The organism is Magnetospirillum sp. SS-4 (assembly GCF_902729425.1).
Lineage (GTDB): Bacteria > Pseudomonadota > Alphaproteobacteria > Rhodospirillales > Magnetospirillaceae > Phaeospirillum.
In genome coordinates this window covers 31,154-46,722 of sequence record NZ_CACVCH010000125.1, presented here as the reverse complement: position 1 = coordinate 46,722, position 15,569 = coordinate 31,154, and the positions used below count along the sequence as shown (strand labels likewise).

Sequence of the window (15,569 nt, the reverse complement as noted above, 5' to 3'; positions counted from 1 at the left end):
GCGGTTGCTCCTAGACCGAAATGTCGACGCCGGAGCGTCCGTTGGCGCGGCGCGGCGGCGGCGCCTCGGCCGAGGCCGCCGGATTGTCGCCGTCGGCGAAACCGGGGCCGCCGCCGTGATTGCGGCCGGCGCGCTGGTTGTTGTTGCCGCGGTCGGCGTTGTTCTGATGCTCGCCGCCCCTGAGGTTGAAGCTGGTGGAATTGGCCTCCGGCTTCAGGCCGGCGTCTTCCAGCGCCTTTTCCAGTCCCTTGGAATCGCGCTGCAACAGCGCCAGGGTCTCGGGCTTGTCGGCGGTGACGGTGGCGGTGACGCGGCCGTCGTGCATTTCCAGCCGGACCTCGATCTTGCCGAGGTCGTGGGGACGCAGCTGAATCCGGACGCTGTCGGCGCCGTCCTTGACCGCCTTGTCGATCTGGACGCTGACCTGCTCCATCACCTGCTGCTGCAACGGCACCCGTGGGGCGCGCGGCCCCTGGGCGGCCTGGGCCGGAGCGGATTTGTCGGCGGCCTGGGCGGCTCCGGGACCGGCGATGCCGGAAAGCGGGCGCTGCTCCGGAGCCGCGTCGATCACCTTGGCGTTGGCGTCGACCTGGGCGGCCAGCACGGCGCTGAACACCCTGGCATCGGCGGCGGGAGCGGCCTTGGCGGCGTCGGCGGCGGCGGCGTTCGCCTGGGTCTGGGCGGCGGCCTTGGCGGCATCGCCACCCGGCTGGCCGCCCTGCTGGCGGGCCGACGGATCAAACCCCTGTTCGGCCTCGCCCTGAAGCGCGGGGTCGATCCGGGTGAACGATTCGGTCACCGCCGCGGCGGTTTCCACCGTGGCGGTGGGCTGATTGGCGGTGGTCTGGACCTTGACGTCGAGGCGGACGCCGGTATTGGCGACCATCTCGGTCAGGCCGGCGGCCTGTTCGCGCATCAGGTCGGTCTCGCCGGTCTGCTGTGGGCCGGCCTTGGCCTGCTGCGCCCCCGCCTGACGGATCAGGTGGTCCACCATCTTGGTGGCGGCGTCCAGCGCCTCGTCGGAGGCGTCGGCATCCTTGTCGGCGACGATCAGCTTGCCCAGGTCGGTCACCCGCTGGCGGTCGTCCTTGCCCAGTCCGGCCAGGGGATCATCCCCCTCGGCCTGGACGGCGGCGGCGTCGCCGGCGGCGGCGTCGGACGCCACGGTGGTTTCGGCCTGCAAGGCCGCCACCTCGATCTCGATCTCGGTCCGGGGCTGGACGACGACCTGCACGGCCGGTTCGTCCTGGGCCTGGGGGTCGGCCTGGTTGTCCTGGCCGGCGTCGGCGCGGCTGGTCTCGGCGGGGGCGGCGGCATCGTCGGAGGCCGCCGGAGCCTCGGCCTTGTCGGTCTTCACCGGCGCGGCATCCTTGGCGTCCGCCTTGCGCGAGGCAGCGGCGCCGTCCTCGGCCTGGCGCGGCCGGTCGGTCTTGGCGGCGGGACGGGCGTCCTTGGCGGCGGTACGGGCCGGCGCGGCGTCGTCGCGGTTCGGCTGGGGCCTTTCGGCCTTGGGTTCGGCCTGCTTGCGGGAGAAGTGGTTCGCCAGCACGGTGGTGGCCGAGGTCGATCCCGCCAGCTTGTTGCCGAAACGCTGGGAGGTCTGCGAGAGCAGCGCCACGAAGGCGTCCTCCGCCGACACGCTCCCCTGCGGCCGGTCCTGGCCGGCCGGAGTCATGTTGGTCTCGGGAACCACTCTCTTGTCGATGGATTGCACGGTCATGGTCACGTCCCCGAAAATGGGATTGTCGCGCCATCTCCCACGCAAGGGGCGGGCCAGTTCATGCCTGATGGGGCAATTGACTGATTTGCAATGATATTTCCGGATTGTTCGGTGGGGATGCCAGGGGGAATGGCATGGCGGAAGGGGAAAATTCTGCCGGGCGGCGGAAAAACCTGCCGGGGATCGCCCTCTCTCAGCCGATGAAGACCTCGTGCCATGCCCGCGCCGCGCGGAGGTCGCCCGCGGCGTCGCGGTCCCTGTCCGGACGCAGGGCGTGGCCGATCAGGGCGGTCCAGAACGCTTGCGCGTGATAATGCCGGGCCGCCCAGGCGTGGCCATCCTCGGCAACCCGCCGGGCCGCCTCGGGACGCCGGCCCATCAGGCGGACGATCTGGACGATGTCGGCCACGTCGGTCCACGGCAGGTAGTGGCGCCAGGGAGTGAAGAAGCGCGCGACGGCGTCGTTGTCCTGCTCGATCAGCAGCGCCCCGGCGGCGATCGTCTCCCACACCCGTCCGGTGACCAGATGTTCCGACGGGGTATGGGCCGAGACGTTGACGACGGCCCCGGCCCCGGCCAGCCTGCGGGCATAGGCGGCGGTGTCGGGCCGTTCGGCGGCGAGGTGCTTGCCGATGATGGCGGTGACGGGGATGTCCTCGGTCAGCAGCACCGACAGCACCGCCTGGCGCACCGCGAAATTGGCCGCGCCGATGAACAGCAGATGACCGCCCCGCGGCGGCCGCTCCAGGAAGGGACCGTGCAGGGCCGGCACCGGCAGGACGATGGCCTTGGCGTTGGCCGGGGCGAGACGCGGGTCGAGCAGCGGCGAGGCCGGGTCGAACAGCAGCATGGAATCGCAGGCCGGCAGCCATGCCCGCAATCCCGGCAGGGCATAGGAATGGGCGTCGCGCATCAGGCAGACCAGGTGAAAGCCGAACCGCTCCTTCAGGTCCGCCATCACCGCCGGATTCAGGCCGCGAAATCCCAGCGGACCGCAGCAATCGACGATGACCACCGCTGGCCGGGCGGCGGCCAGATGGGCGGCGAAGGCTTCGATTCGCCCGCGCACGAAGCCGTCCGGCCGGCGGCATTCGTCGGGGGTCGCCAGGGCGGCGTCAAGATGAAGGTCGAGGGTCACGCCGGCCGCCGCCGCCGTCCCCGCCAGATGCTCGGCCATGTCGTTGGGCAGCGCCCCGTGGGGGAAGCTGACCAGCATCACCGTCGCATCGGCGGGAACCGGCCCGAAATCCCCCGGCGGCAGCCGGGCCAGCCGATCCTCGTCCAGACGGAAGGCGTGGTCGATCCGCCGCAGCAACCCGGATTCGACGGCGTCGTCATAGGGGGGGACGCTGCCCGGGAAGTTGCCGAACACCTTGACCATCTCGTTGCCGGGGCGCGGCCAGACGGAGGTGAACAGCCGGCGCGCGGTGGCGGCGTCGCCGCACAGCAGGGCCAGGCCGGCGATATCGGCCGCGGCGGCCGGAGCCACCGGCCAGCGCCGCATCCAGGCGGCGAGGAAGGCGGCGGCCCGTTCCGTTTGGCCGGCCGCCATCAACCGGCGCGCCAGCCCGGCGTGGTGTCCGCTCCATTCGCCGGATTCCAGCAGCAGGGCTTCCAGTTCGTCGAGATGGCCATCTTGCTCCGGCAGGCGCGCCAGCAGGCCGAGGGCTTCGAGCCGGGCGGCCGGCGGCCGGGCGATTTCCGACAGGATCAGGCGGGCCTCGGCATCCTCGCCGATGGCGATCAGGCTTTCGGTCAGAAGAAGCCGGACGGGCGCCAGATCGGGAGAAAGGGACAGCGCCAGGCGGCACAGATCAACCTCGGCGTCCAGGCAGCCGTACCGGCGAAGGGTTTGGGCCAGGGGAAGCCAGAGGTTCAGCGGCGACAGGCCGGCCTTGCCCCGCCAGGCGTCGATCCAGCCGAGGCAGACCGGTTGCAGCGGCTCGGGGACCTCGTCGAGGACCCACCCGGCGGCGACCGGGGCGATGACCGAGGATGCGGCGGCGGTGTTGTCCATTCTACAGCAGCAGGTCCACTCTCGCCCCCTTGGCGGCCGGCGATCCGGCCTCGACCTCGGGGCGGCAGGTGAACAGCCGGCCGGCCTCGACGCCGGTCCGCTCCACCAGATAGGCCTTGGCGGCGGCGGCCCGGCTTTCGGCCAGCCGGACCAGCGCGTCGCGGTCGACCTCGGCCGTCCTGGCGCGGAACCGGCGGGATTCGGCGAGGACCGGCCAGTCGCCGGGATCGGCCTTGCCGCACAGGGTCAGCTTCAGGCCGGGCCGGTCCTTCATCAGTCCGGCCACTCCGTCCAGCGTTTCGCGGCTGCCGTCGGACAGGGCGTCGCTGCCGGCGGCGAACGTCAGCGGCGCCAGCGCCAGCCGCGCCTTCTCGTCGGCGTCCACCACCATGGAAATCAGCGTCGCCACCGGAAAGGCGATCTTCAGGGTGGTCAGCACGGTGGATTTCAGGGCGCCCGCCACCGCCTGCGCCACCGCGTCGCTGACGTCCAGGTCGGGGTTGTCCAGGTCGCCGCGCACCGGCAGGCTGAGGCGGATGCGGTCCTCGCCGTCGCGCAGCAGGTCCAGCACCGTCTCGACCGGCATGTCCAGCTTGCGCGCCACCGGGGCGGCGGGATCGGGGGGGGCGATGAACAGGTGATGCAGGGCAATGTCGAGGCGGCCGTCCAGGGCGCCCTGGTCGGCGCCGCCCGTGAAGGTGCCGTCGAACTGTCCGGTCTGAAGGTGAATGCCCAGCGCCTCGGCCAGATACGGCGACAGCGGCGGCAGTTCCAGCGCCTGGATGCGGCCGTCCAGGCGCGCCGACAGGGGGGCGGCGAAGGGGCGGACGGTTCCGGACAGGGCGACCGAGGCGGCGCCGATGCCGGCCTTGAGGGCGAAGCGGCTGTCGCGTTCGGGGTGGCCGCTGTCGATGTCGGAGGCGGCAAGGCTGACGTCGCGGGCCTCCAGCCGCACCGGCTCGGCCAGGGTCCGGTCCTCGAACAGGATGCGGCTGGCTCCGGCGACGTTGAGGCGGCTCAGCCGTATGGCCGGGGCGGCGGCATCTTCCCGCTCGCCGCCGGCCGAAGACAGGCCGGTCAGACCGTCCCGGGTGCGGGTCACCCGCAGGGTCAGACCGTCCAGGTGCAGGGCGGCGGCGGCCATGTCGCCGGCATCGCCGCGCCGGGGATGGTCCAGGCGGGCGGCGCGCGCCTCCACCCGCCAGAAATGGCCGCCCCGTCCCTGGCGCCTCAGCGCCGCCAGTCCGGCGATATCCAGGCGATCGGCCGAAACCGCGCCGGCGGCGTCGACCTCGGCCCCGGCGGCGTCCAGGCGTTCCAGCGCCAGCCATTCCAGCCGCCGGGCGGGGTCGCCGAGGGCAAGGCCCTCGGCCGACAGCGCCACCTTGGCGGTGACCGGCAACATGGTGCCGGGACCGAAGGCCAGCCAGCCCTCGGCCAGGGCGTGGCGGTGGGCGTAGGACAGGCCCGGCATGGTCAGGCGCAGTCCCCCCAGGTCGAGACGTCCCTCGGCGCGGCCGCTCGGGTCGGCGGCGGGGTCCAGGTCGAGGACGCCGTTCCAGGCGATCCGGTCGGGAATCGCCTTGATTCCGGCGATGGCGACCGAGGTTCCGGCGGCGTCGAGCGATCCCCGCCACGCCAGGCGGCCGTCCCAGGTCAGGCCGGCGGCGACGGCTCGCAGCGAACGGGCGGAAACCGCCATGTCGCCGGTCCTGGCGGACAGGGTCTCGGCCTCGACGGCGGCGGCGAGGTCCAGCCGCCGGCCGTCCCAGTCGGCATGGCCGACATCCAGGGCGATGCGGCCGGCGGTCAGGGCCAGCGGCGCGGTCAGGGCCGGCTTTGTCAGCGCCGCCTTGCCCGAGACGCGGACCGTCAGCCCGTCGGGGCGGAGCGCGCCGCCGGCCGAAAGCGTCAGGTCGGCGCGGCCGGCCAGTCCGTCCAGCGGGGTCCTGGCGGCGATTCCGCCTTGCGCCAGATCAAGGCCGGTCAGCGCCACGCTCAGGTTGAAGGATGGCGTGGCGGCGAAGGGAAGCAGGCTGCCCGCCAGCCGCAGCGGGGCGCCGTTGAGGCGGCCTTCCAGGCGGAAGCTGGCCGGAGTGACGGAATCCTGGCTGTTCAGGTTCTCGATCACCAGATTCGCCACCTGGATGTCCAGGACGGTGCCGCCGTCGGCCAGGATCAGGCGGCTGTCGGCCAGCTCCAGCGCCGTCACGCTCAGCCCCCAGGCGGCGTCCGTCGCCGACCCGGCAGCGGCCGCCGGCAGCGGCAGGCCGTTGATGACGAAGCCGCCGGTGCGGGGGTCGCGCCGCACGTCGACCTCGACTCCTCGCAAGGCGATGCGGTCCACCATCACCTTGCGGTCCAGCAGCGGCCTCCAGCGGAACAGAAGCGCGAAATCCCGTATCCCCAGGGCGGCGCCCAGGGGGGGGCGCGCCTCCATGCGGCGGATGGTCGCGCGGCCCTGGAACAGCGACAGGTCGGCATCCGACATGGTGACCTCGGCCATGCCGAGGTCGCGCAGGGCCTTGACCAGTCCCCAGCGCAGCCCGGCACCGGGCAGCAGCGCCCAGGCAAGCCCCAGGCCGAGGCCGACGGCGGCCAGCAGCGCCGCCAGCAGGTGGCGACGCCGGATTTCCACGCCGAGGACATGTTTGCCCAGAAGCACCGTCACCTCCCGGTTCCAGGAGGTTCATTGTCGGTCCAAACCGGACCGACGGCAAGCCGGCAGGCGGGATCAGCCGTGAAGTTGCGGCACCGGCGCCGACAGGTTCAGGCGGCGTCCCTCGGTCAGCAGGCGGGTCATGCCGTCCACCGGCAGCGGGCGGCTGAAGAAGTAGCCCTGGATCTGGTCGGCGCCCAGGTCGCGCAGGTAGTCCAGGTGTTCCTGGTTCTCGACGCCCTCGGCCACCACCTTGAGCTTGAGCGCCTTGGCCATGGCGACGATGGCGGCGACGATGGCGGCGTCGTTGGGATCGGTGGTGATGTCCATGACGAACGAGCGGTCGATCTTCAGCTTCTGGATGGGAAAGCGCTTCAGGACCGACAGCGACGAATAGCCGGTGCCGAAATCGTCGATGGAACAGCCGATTCCCATTTCCTTCAACTGCTGGACCACGGCGATGGCGTTGTCGGCGTCGCGCATGGCCGAACTTTCGGTCAGTTCCAGTTCCAGCCATCTGCTGGACAGTCCGGTCGAGGACAGCGCCTGCTCGCAGGCGGTCAGCAGGCGTCGGGCGTACTGGAACTGGCGGCCCGACACGTTGACGGCGACCGGAATGGCCGGCAGCCCCTGGTCCTGCCACGCCTTGGCCTGACGGGTGCAGACGTCGAGCATGAATTCGCAGATGGCGTCGATCAGGCCGGATTCCTCGGCCACCGGGATGAAGTCGGCCGGCGAGACCATGCCCAGATCCGGGCTGTTCCAGCGCACCAGCGCCTCCATGCCGATGACGTCTCCGCCGCGCAAATCCACCTGCGGCTGGTAGTGGGCCGACAGTTCGCCGTTGTCGACGGCGCGGCGCAGGCGGTTTTGCAGCGACAGGGTCCTGGTCGCCTGGGTGCTCATCTCCTTGGTGAACATTTGCAGCGTCGCCGGTCCCTGGTCCTTGGCCCGTTGCAGCGCCGCGTCGGCGTTCTTGATCAGGGTTTCGCTGTCGTCGCCGTCGCGGGGATAGACGGCGACGCCGATGGCGGCGGAAATATCGAAATCCTGGCCGGCGACGGTGACGGTGGCCTGGGCGCTCCGGTGCAGGCGCTCCAGCGCCTCCTGGAGATCGCGCCGCGACGAGAATCCGGTCAGCAGCAGCAGGAAACGGTCGCCCGAGGCCCGCGCCATGACGTCGTCCGGCCCGATGGTGGCCCGCACCAGGTCGGCGGCGGCCATCAGCACCTGATCGCCGATGGCGTGGCCCATGGTGGCGTTGATGATGCCGAAGCGGTCGATCCCCAGGCTGACCACCGCCGCCAGGGTGTTGCGGTGGCGGGCGTTCTCGGCGGCGGCGGCGAATCGCTCCAGGAAGGCGGTGCGGTTGGGCAGTCGGGTCAGCGGATCGTGATAGGCCAGGAACGACAGGCGCTGTTCGGCCAGCTTGCGGTCGGTGACGTCCAGCATGACGCCGTCCCACACCACCACGCCGCCGGGGCGCGACGTCGGGCGCGACTGGCCGCGCAGCCAGTGGCGGCGCCCATCGGCGCCCACCACCGACATCTCTTCGTCGAACGGCTCCATGGTGCGGGCGGAGCGGCCCAGGGCGGTCAGGAAAGCCCGCTGCTCGTCGGGGTCGAGCAGGGCCAGGAAACGTTGCGGCTCGGCCAGCAATTCGTCCGGCCCCATGCCCAGGATGGACCGGCATCCCTCGCTGACATAGGAGAATTCAAACCTGCCGTCGGGGGCCAGGACCCGCTGGAACACCATTCCGGGCATGTTGGCGGCGATGGCGCGCAGGCGCTGCTCGGTCTCGCGCAGCGCCGCCTCGGTCTGGCGGCGGCTGGTGATGTCGCGGCCGATGCCGACGAACAGGCGCTGGCCTTCCAGCCGGACCTCGCTGGTGGACAGCTCCAGGTCGAAGGTCGAACCGTCTTTGCGCAGGCCGGTCAGTTCGCGCGGGCCGCCGCCGACGATGCTGGCTCTGGTGGCCTCGGGCGCGTCCAGCAATTCGGGGTCCCTGAGGTCGGGCGGCAGCAAGATGGCGAAGGGCTGGCCGATCATCTCGGCGGCGGCCCGGCCGAACAGGCGCTCGGCGGCGGCGTTGACCGTGTCGATGGCCCCCTGGGAATCCAGCACGACGATGGAATCGTCGGCGTGGTCCATCAGCATGTCGAGGCGCAGTTCGGCCCGGCGTTCCTCGGTCACGTTGACCACGACGCCGTTCCACACCACGGTGCCGTCGTCGAGGCGGCGGGGTTCGGAGGCGCCCCGCAGCCAGCACACCTCGCCGGTGGCCGAGATGGCGCGGAACTCGTCGCGGCAGGTGTCGAGGGCGGCGGCGGAGCGGAGGATTTCCGCGATATGGCTGTCGCGGTCCGCCCAATGGATCACATGCAGGCAGCCCTTGGAATTGACCCCCATGGTGGCGGCGGAAAAGCCCAGCAGCCGCTCGACGCTGTCGCTGATCCAGGGGTAGGCGATGGTGCCGTCGGCGCCCAGGGTCCGCTGGAAGATGAAGCCGGGCAGATTGGCGACCAGTCCGGCCAGCCGGGCCTCGGCCGCGGCCAGACGGGGAAGCAGCGTCTCGGGGGCGCAGGGTACGACCGTCCCCCCGCCGGCGGCGGCAGGCTCGCTCTGGCCGCCCGAACGTGCGGCCGCGATGGAATCGGTCCGGTTGATCGCTCTCTCCCCTGCCGGATCGGGTCCGGGCGCTGGATACGCAATATGGCGGATGGTATCGACTGCCGCCGTCGGAGGCAACCGATACCATCCGCCAGAACGACCGATCTCATGGCATGGGGGGGATGCCGTCGGGGCGGGGCGGTTTCCTACGCCGCCCGGTCGATCAGATCGTAAAGCCCGTCCTCCTCCCTCTTAACCCGCGCCTTCAGCAGGGCCAGCATGTCGCGGGTGGCGCGGATGAAGCCCTCGGGATCGCGGCCGATGGCCAGGGGGCCGGCCCAGTCACGCTTGTAGGCGTCGAACAGGCCGGACAGGTTGCCCATCTCGGTCTGGAAGCTGAGCGCCACCTGGCGCAGGCGCGGGTCGGCATGGGCCGCGTATTTGGGGTAGAGGGTGCTGTCCTCGATGGCGAGGTGGACCGAGAACTTGCCGAACAGGTCGCGCACCACCGCCGCCACCGCCGCCGGGTCGGCGCTGATGCCGCTGACGGTCAGCATGGGTTCCAGCCGGCCGACGACGCCGCGCAGGTCATCGTGATGCTTACGGTAGTTATCGGTCTTTCGCATGGCCGTATTCCTTGGTTTGATGTCGATGAGGCGACAATAACCAAGTTAAGTGCTCGGGTAATTGACGGTGATCAAGCCCGCCGTGACGTGGTCAGCCAGATGCCGGCGAAGATGAGGCCGCCGCCCACGGCGTGGAACCACTGGAAGCTCTCGCCCAGCAAGACGGTGGCCAGCGCCGCCGTGAACAGCGGCGTCAGATAGGTGTACTGGCCGGCCACGTCGGCCCCCAGGGCGGCGACGCCCCCATTCCAGAAGTAGTAGGCCAGCAGCGACGGAAACACCGAGGTATAGGCGATGGCCGCCCAGGAGCTCCAATGCGGCCGGATGGCGGCGCCGGTGGTCAGTTCCCACAGATACAGCGGCAGGATGGCGGCGACTCCCACCGCGATCAGCACGGTCAGCAGCGCCAGCGGCCCCACCGGCAGCGGATGACGCCTCAGCAGGACCGAATAGACCGCCCAGGCCAGCACCGCCGCCAGCACCAGGCCGTCGCCGCCGGTGAGTCCGACGCCCGCCAGCCGGGCCGGATCGCCCCGGGCGATCACCGCCAGCACCCCGGCCAGGGAGACGGCGAGGCCCAGTCCCTGGCGCGGCGGTATCCGGGTCTTCAGCCAGATCACGCCGAGCGCCAGGATCATCATCGGCATGGCCGCCGCCACCAGGGTGGCGTTGATGGCGGTGGTGGTCTGAAGCGCCAGGTAGAGAAAGGTGTTGTAGGCGGCGACGCTGGTCAGCCCCATGCCCAGCACCAGCCGCCAGCGGGGACGCAGCACCGGCAGGGCGCGCAGCACCTCCGGCAGGGTGAAGGGCAGGATGATCGCCAGCGCCAGCGCCCAGCGCCAGAACGACAGGGCGATGGGCGGCACCTGCCCGACGGTGGCGCGGCCGACCAGGGCGTTGCCGGCCCAGAACAGCGCCGGCAGCACCAAAAGCAGGTGATGCCTGTTGAAGCGGGGCTTCACACGTCCACCAGTTCGACGCCCGCCGTGCTTTCCTGGTCGGGGAACAGGCGGGCGGCGATGCGGGTGAAGCGTTCGGGGTCGGCGGTGACCAGCAGCGACAGGCCGCCCCCGCCGCCGGAAGGGGCGCGGCGGTCGGCCAGGGCTTCGGCCAGCAGGGCCGAGGTCATTCCGGCGCAATCCACCAGTCGCACTCCCGGCCCGGTCACCCGGCCGATGCCCCCGGTCAGCAGCGGGAAATGGGTGCAGCCCAGCACCAGGCAATCGTTTCCCTCGTCGGCGACGAACCGGGACGACAGGTAATGCCGCGCCACGCTCTCGACGATGTCGCCATCGGTCAGGCCTTCCTCGGCCAATCCCACGAACAGCGGGCAGGCGATGGCGGTGACATGGGCGTCGGGGCGGCGGCGCAGGATGGCGCGCTCGTAGGCGCCGGAACGGCAGGTGCCCTCGGTGGCGGCGACGACGATGCGCCCGGACGCCGAGGCGGCGACGGCGCCGGCGGCGCCCGCCTCGACCACGCCGATCACCGTCAGGCCGGGAAAGCGGGCCTGGATGGCGTCCAGCGCCACCGCCGAGGCGGTGTTGCAGGCCACCACCAGCGCCTTGATGCCCCGCCCCACCAGGAACTCGGCGGCCTGGACGGCATAGCGGATCACCGTCCGCGCCGATTTGGTGCCATAGGGCTGGCGGGCGATGTCGGCAAGGTAAAGCAGGGTCTCGGCCGGCATGTCTCGGCGGATGGCCGCCGCCACCGTCAGCCCCCCCACACCGGAATCGAATATTCCGATAGGATAGGTATCGGACGCAGCATCCGGTAAGGCAAAGACCGTGGGTGACGAGGCCGGGGACATGGGAATTCCGTGGCTGGACATGCGCGGGATTGAAGATCGGGAAAGTCGACGGCGGATTGTCGTCTATCGGACCCGTGGAGTCTTGGACATTATCATGGAATATCCTATAACCTTCCAGTTGCTAGCTTGAATCACCCCAGATCGAGGACCGAGCGGCTTGGAGAAGATCGGCCAGACCAGCCTCGCCGCCATGTCCGGCGGCCTGCCGCCGCCCCGGCCGGTCCGCTGGTCGCTGGCCCGCAAGGTGTCGCTGGCGCTGATCTCCATCTTGCTGTTCACCTTGCTGGTGGCGGGGTTCTTCGCCTACTTCAAGTTCGAGAGCGTTTACTCCTCCCAGGTACAGTCGCGCTACAGCTTCATGGTCTTCACCATCAAGAAGCGGGTGGAGGACAGCCTGAACCTGGGGCTGTCGCTGCGCCAGTTGCGGCAGGTCCAGGATATCCTGGAACACGAGAAGCAGCGCGACGCCCAGGTCCTGGCCGTCGAGGTCTACGACCACCGGGGCGAGGTGCTGTTCGACACCGACCGCGGCGCCATCGGCGGCAAGGTGTCTGACGCCCTGGTCGAGGCGGCGCGCGGCAACCCGTCGCAGGCCTTCGGCCTCGCGGACGAGGATACCCTGATCGTCGGCCTGCCGCTGGTCAACGCCCTGGGCAAGGTCGAGGGCGGTGTGGTGCTGCGCTATTCCGCCGTCTACGTCGAACAGGGGGTGGGCGGCCTGCTGCTGGAACTGGCCAAGGCGGTTGGCGTGTACCTGGCCATCTTCGCCGTGGTGGCCCTGGCCGGGCTTTACCTGCTGTTCGGCCGGGTCGGACGCAAGCTGGCCGGCATGGAACACGCCCTGACCGAGGTGCTGTCGGTGGGCGGGCACGCGGTTCCCGAGGCGGGAGGCGGCGAGTTCGAGGAGCATTTCGCCGAATTCGTCGACAAGACCCGCGAGGCCATCGACCACATCCGCGACGCCACCGATGAGGTCGGGCGACTGGACCGGCTGGCATGACCCTCGACCGCACCCGCCCGCTGTTCGTCCGGCTGCTGCTGCTGGCCTTCCTGGTGCTGGTGCCGCCGGTGGGGCTGCTGTCTTTCGGCGCCATGGACGAATTCGCCCGCGGCCTGGTGCCGGAAATGGATAAGAAGGCGGTCACCGTCGGCCACGATCTCGCCGCCAGCATCGAACGCGCCGTCGGCTTCGGCATTCCCATCGCCAGCTTGCAGGGAATGGAGGACTTCTTCGCCCCGGTGCTGGCCGCCAATCCGGAAATCCGCTATCTGGCGGTCACCGACCCGTCCGGCGCCATCCTGTTTCTCAGCGGCGCCGGCCGCGAGGCGCTGGAGCCCTATTTCAGCGTCGCCGATTTCGGCGCCGCCGGCGCCGAGCATCCGAAATCCATCATCGGCAACTTCATCAACCTGACCCAGTCCCTGACGGTGAAGGGCTCGGACGTCGGCCACCTTCACGTCGGCATCGACCACGATTACGTCCGCGACCGCCTGCTGGAAATCACCGTGGACATCGGGGTGGTGACGCTGGTCTCGCTGCTGGTGGCGGTGGAAATTCTGCTGTTCGTGGTCGCCGCCAACGTCACCGGCCCCATGCGGGTGGTGGGAAAGGTGGTCGACAAGGTCCGGCGGGGTGACTTCACCGCCATCTGCGGCGGCGGCTCGGATGACGAGGTCGGGCGGTTCGTCCACCGCTTCAACGCCGCCATCCGTCGGGCCGACGACCTGTTCCGCCGCCTGGACGCCTATATCGACGAGGTCAGGTCGGCCCATTTCGACAAGTCGGTGGTCGAGCGGGTGGCCGACATCGATTCCCGCGTCCGCTTCCTGTTCCGCTTCTCGCGGACCGGCCAGCCCGAGGTGGTCACCGAGCGTCAGGCCACCGACATCCGCCTGCCGCTGTTCCTGTTCGTGTTCGCCGAGGAAATCTCGCGCTCGTTCATGCCGCTTTACATCAGCAGTCTCTACGCCCCCATCGAGGGGCTGTCGCGGGAGATGGTCATCGCCATCCCGATCGCGGTGTTCATGCTGGTGATCGCCCTGGCCTCGCCCTCGGCCGCCCTGGCCACCGCCCGGCTGGGCAGCCGCAGGGTGTTCCTGGCCGGCCTGATTCCGGCGGTGATCGGCTTCCTGATGACCGCCCTGGCCCACAACGTCTACGACTTCATCTTGTGGCGGGCGGTGACGGCGACCGGCTACGCCGTCATCACTATGGCCTGCCAGGGCTACATTTCGCAGGCGTCGCAGCAGCAGAACCGCACCCAGGGACTGGGGGTCTATGTGGGGGCGGTGCTCACCGCCAGCGTCTGCGGCACCGGCATCGGCGGCGTGCTGGCCGAGAGGGTCGGCTATCGCACCACCTTCGTCATCGCCGCCCTCCTGGCCCTGGTCGCCGGCATGCTGATCTACCGTCTGGTGGCCGCCGCCCAGCCCCAGGGCCGCGACCGGGCCCCCAGGAAGCGGGAACTGCTGGGCCTGCTGCGCAACTGGCGTTTCAGCGCCCTGGTGCTGTTCGCCGCCATTCCCAGCAAGATCGCCCTGACCGGCTTCCTGTTCTTCCTGGTTCCCCTCGCCCTGACCCAGGACCGGGGCATCGCCCTCGGCGACGTGGCCCGGATGATGATGCTCTACCCGGTGGCGGTGGTGCTGCTGTCGCCGCTGGCGGCGCGGCTGGCGGACCGCACCGGCTGGAAGGCCGGGCTGGTGGCGGTCGGCGGCGTGATCGGCGGCGCCGGCATGCTGCTGCCCATGCTGGCGCCCGGCCTGGAGATGATCGCCCTGGCCATCGTGTTGCTGGGGCTGTCGCACGGCCTGTCGGCGTCGCCGCAACTGGCGATGATTCCCGACGTCTGCTGGATCGAGTGCCGCAACATGGGCCAGACCAACGTGCTGGCCTTCCTGCGCCTGGCCGAGCGCGTCGGCAGCGTCGCCGGCCCCCTGCTGGCCGCCGCCCTGATTCCGCTTCATGGCCAGGAGGGCGCCATCGTGGCGCTGGGCTGGCTGGTGCTGGGCATGAGCGTGGTGTTCGCGCTGCTGTCCTTCGCCTACGGCTCCGGTCCCCATATCGAGACGGAGCTGGCGGAATGAGGCGGCTGGCCGGACTTGTCCTCGCCCTGCTGATGCTGGCCGGCGGCTCGCCGGCCGCCGTGGCCGCCGACCCGCCGGCCAAGCCGTTCCGCATCTACATGGCGCTGTGGCGCGGCTGGGAGGAGGCGGCCCAGGGCTTCAAGGACTATTTCGCCAACCAGGACATCCCGGTCGAGCTGATCGTGCGCGACGCTGGCCAGGACAAGGCCAAGCTGAAGGACTTCGTCGCCGAGGCCCGGCGCCTGAACGTCGATCTGGTCTTCACCTGGGGCACCACCGTCACCGAGGAGATGCTGGGCCGCCACGACGCCGTCGACCCGGCACGCCACATCACCGACATTCCGGCGGTGTTCGCCATCGTGTCGCAGCCGTTGGGGGGCGTGGTGCCGTCGCTGTCGTCGTCGGGGCGCAACATCACCGGCACCACCTATCTGGTTCCGCCCGAGACCCAGGCCAACCTGATCCAGTCGTACCGGCCGCTGTCCCGGCTTGGCGTGGTCTACATTCCGCTGGAGCGCAACGCCCTGGTGGCCATCGAGGAGATGGGCGCCATCGGCGAGAAATCGGGCTTCACCCTGGAGACCCGCGCGGTCGACCTGGTGGACGGCAAGCCCAACCCGGCCAGCATCGCCGGCAAGGTGGCCGAACTGAAGACAGCCGGCATCGACTTCCTTTACATTCCGCCGGACACCTTTCTCAACGTCAACCGCGATCTCCTGACCGGCGCGGCGCTGGAACTGGGCATTCCCAGCTTCGCGGTGGGCGAGAACGCCGTCCTCACCTCCAAGGCCATGTTCGGGGGCGTCTACCGCTACTACACGGTCGGCCAGCTCACCGCCTACAAGGCCGAGCAGATCCTGGTCCACAAGGTCAGGCCGGCCGACATCGCCATCGACGCCCCCAGGCGGCTGTCGATCATCATCAACATGCCGGTGGTCCGCCGGCTGGGCATCTATCCTCCCATGAAGCTGCTGGGCCTGGCCGAGGTCTTCGATCCGGCGGAGGGCGGCGTGAAATGAGCGGGCGCGAGACGGCCA

At 70.3% G+C, this 15,569-nt stretch carries 10 protein-coding genes; 3 read left to right on the top strand and 7 right to left on the bottom strand.

What is annotated here, in order from left to right; genetic code table 11:
- Positions 1–10: 10 nt before the first annotated feature.
- The 7 genes from MTBSS4_RS18095 to murI form a co-directional block, all read right to left on the bottom strand.
- The gene (locus MTBSS4_RS18095) at positions 11–1,720 is read right to left on the bottom strand and encodes a flagellar hook-length control protein FliK (RefSeq protein ID WP_173984771.1); all 1,710 of its coding nucleotides are present in this window, start codon (positions 1,718–1,720) and stop codon (positions 11–13) included.
- 193 nt (positions 1,721–1,913) lie between these two features.
- On the bottom strand, positions 1,914–3,737 hold the full coding sequence (locus MTBSS4_RS18090) for a glycosyltransferase (protein WP_173984770.1): 1,824 nt from the start codon (positions 3,735–3,737) through the stop codon (positions 1,914–1,916).
- A gap of 1 nt (position 3,738) precedes the next feature.
- Positions 3,739–6,402 (bottom strand): DUF748 domain-containing protein, encoded by a 2,664-nt coding sequence (locus tag MTBSS4_RS18085; protein ID WP_173984769.1) that lies wholly within the window; start codon positions 6,400–6,402, stop codon positions 3,739–3,741.
- 69 nt (positions 6,403–6,471) lie between these two features.
- A complete protein-coding gene (locus tag MTBSS4_RS18080) occupies positions 6,472–9,144 on the bottom strand; it encodes an EAL domain-containing protein (RefSeq protein WP_254432649.1) in 2,673 nt (890 codons plus the stop codon).
- A 68-nt stretch (positions 9,145–9,212) separates the two neighbouring features.
- Positions 9,213–9,632 (bottom strand): hemerythrin domain-containing protein, encoded by a 420-nt coding sequence (locus MTBSS4_RS18075; RefSeq protein ID WP_173984768.1) that lies wholly within the window; start codon positions 9,630–9,632, stop codon positions 9,213–9,215.
- A gap of 71 nt (positions 9,633–9,703) precedes the next feature.
- On the bottom strand, positions 9,704–10,594 hold the full coding sequence (locus MTBSS4_RS18070; RefSeq protein WP_173984767.1) for a DMT family transporter: 891 nt from the start codon (positions 10,592–10,594) through the stop codon (positions 9,704–9,706).
- The gene (gene murI / locus MTBSS4_RS18065) at positions 10,591–11,445 is read right to left on the bottom strand and encodes a glutamate racemase (RefSeq protein WP_173984766.1); all 855 of its coding nucleotides are present in this window, start codon (positions 11,443–11,445) and stop codon (positions 10,591–10,593) included. Before murI ends, MTBSS4_RS18070 begins: the two co-directional genes overlap by 4 nt.
- 157 nt (positions 11,446–11,602) lie before the next feature.
- On the opposite strand from murI, the gene MTBSS4_RS18060 reads away from it, so the two are divergent.
- From MTBSS4_RS18060 to MTBSS4_RS18050, 3 genes are read left to right on the top strand one after another with little or no spacing between them, the layout of a single operon-like run.
- On the top strand, positions 11,603–12,445 hold the full coding sequence (locus MTBSS4_RS18060; protein ID WP_173984765.1) for a hypothetical protein: 843 nt from the start codon (positions 11,603–11,605) through the stop codon (positions 12,443–12,445).
- The gene (locus MTBSS4_RS18055; RefSeq protein ID WP_173984764.1) at positions 12,442–14,532 is read left to right on the top strand and encodes an MFS transporter; all 2,091 of its coding nucleotides are present in this window, start codon (positions 12,442–12,444) and stop codon (positions 14,530–14,532) included. The genes MTBSS4_RS18060 and MTBSS4_RS18055 overlap by 4 nt, the downstream gene beginning before the upstream one ends.
- Positions 14,529–15,551 (top strand): ABC transporter substrate-binding protein, encoded by a 1,023-nt coding sequence (locus MTBSS4_RS18050; RefSeq protein WP_173984763.1) that lies wholly within the window; start codon positions 14,529–14,531, stop codon positions 15,549–15,551. The genes MTBSS4_RS18055 and MTBSS4_RS18050 overlap by 4 nt, the downstream gene beginning before the upstream one ends.
- Positions 15,552–15,569 lie beyond the last annotated feature (18 nt).

Bases quoted from the DNA above. Each gene is read 5' to 3' on its own strand.
- MTBSS4_RS18095 (WP_173984771.1), bottom strand. From the start codon at position 1,720: ATGACCGTGCAATCCATCGACAAGAGAGTGGTTCCCGAGACCAACATG.
- MTBSS4_RS18090 (WP_173984770.1), bottom strand. From the start codon at position 3,737: ATGGACAACACCGCCGCCGCATCCTCGGTCATCGCCCCGGTCGCCGCC.
- MTBSS4_RS18075 (WP_173984768.1), bottom strand. From the start codon at position 9,632: ATGCGAAAGACCGATAACTACCGTAAGCATCACGATGACCTGCGCGGC.
- murI (WP_173984766.1), bottom strand. From the start codon at position 11,445: ATGTCCCCGGCCTCGTCACCCACGGTCTTTGCCTTACCGGATGCTGCG.
- MTBSS4_RS18055 (WP_173984764.1), top strand. From the start codon at position 12,442: ATGACCCTCGACCGCACCCGCCCGCTGTTCGTCCGGCTGCTGCTGCTG.
- MTBSS4_RS18050 (WP_173984763.1), top strand. From the start codon at position 14,529: ATGAGGCGGCTGGCCGGACTTGTCCTCGCCCTGCTGATGCTGGCCGGC.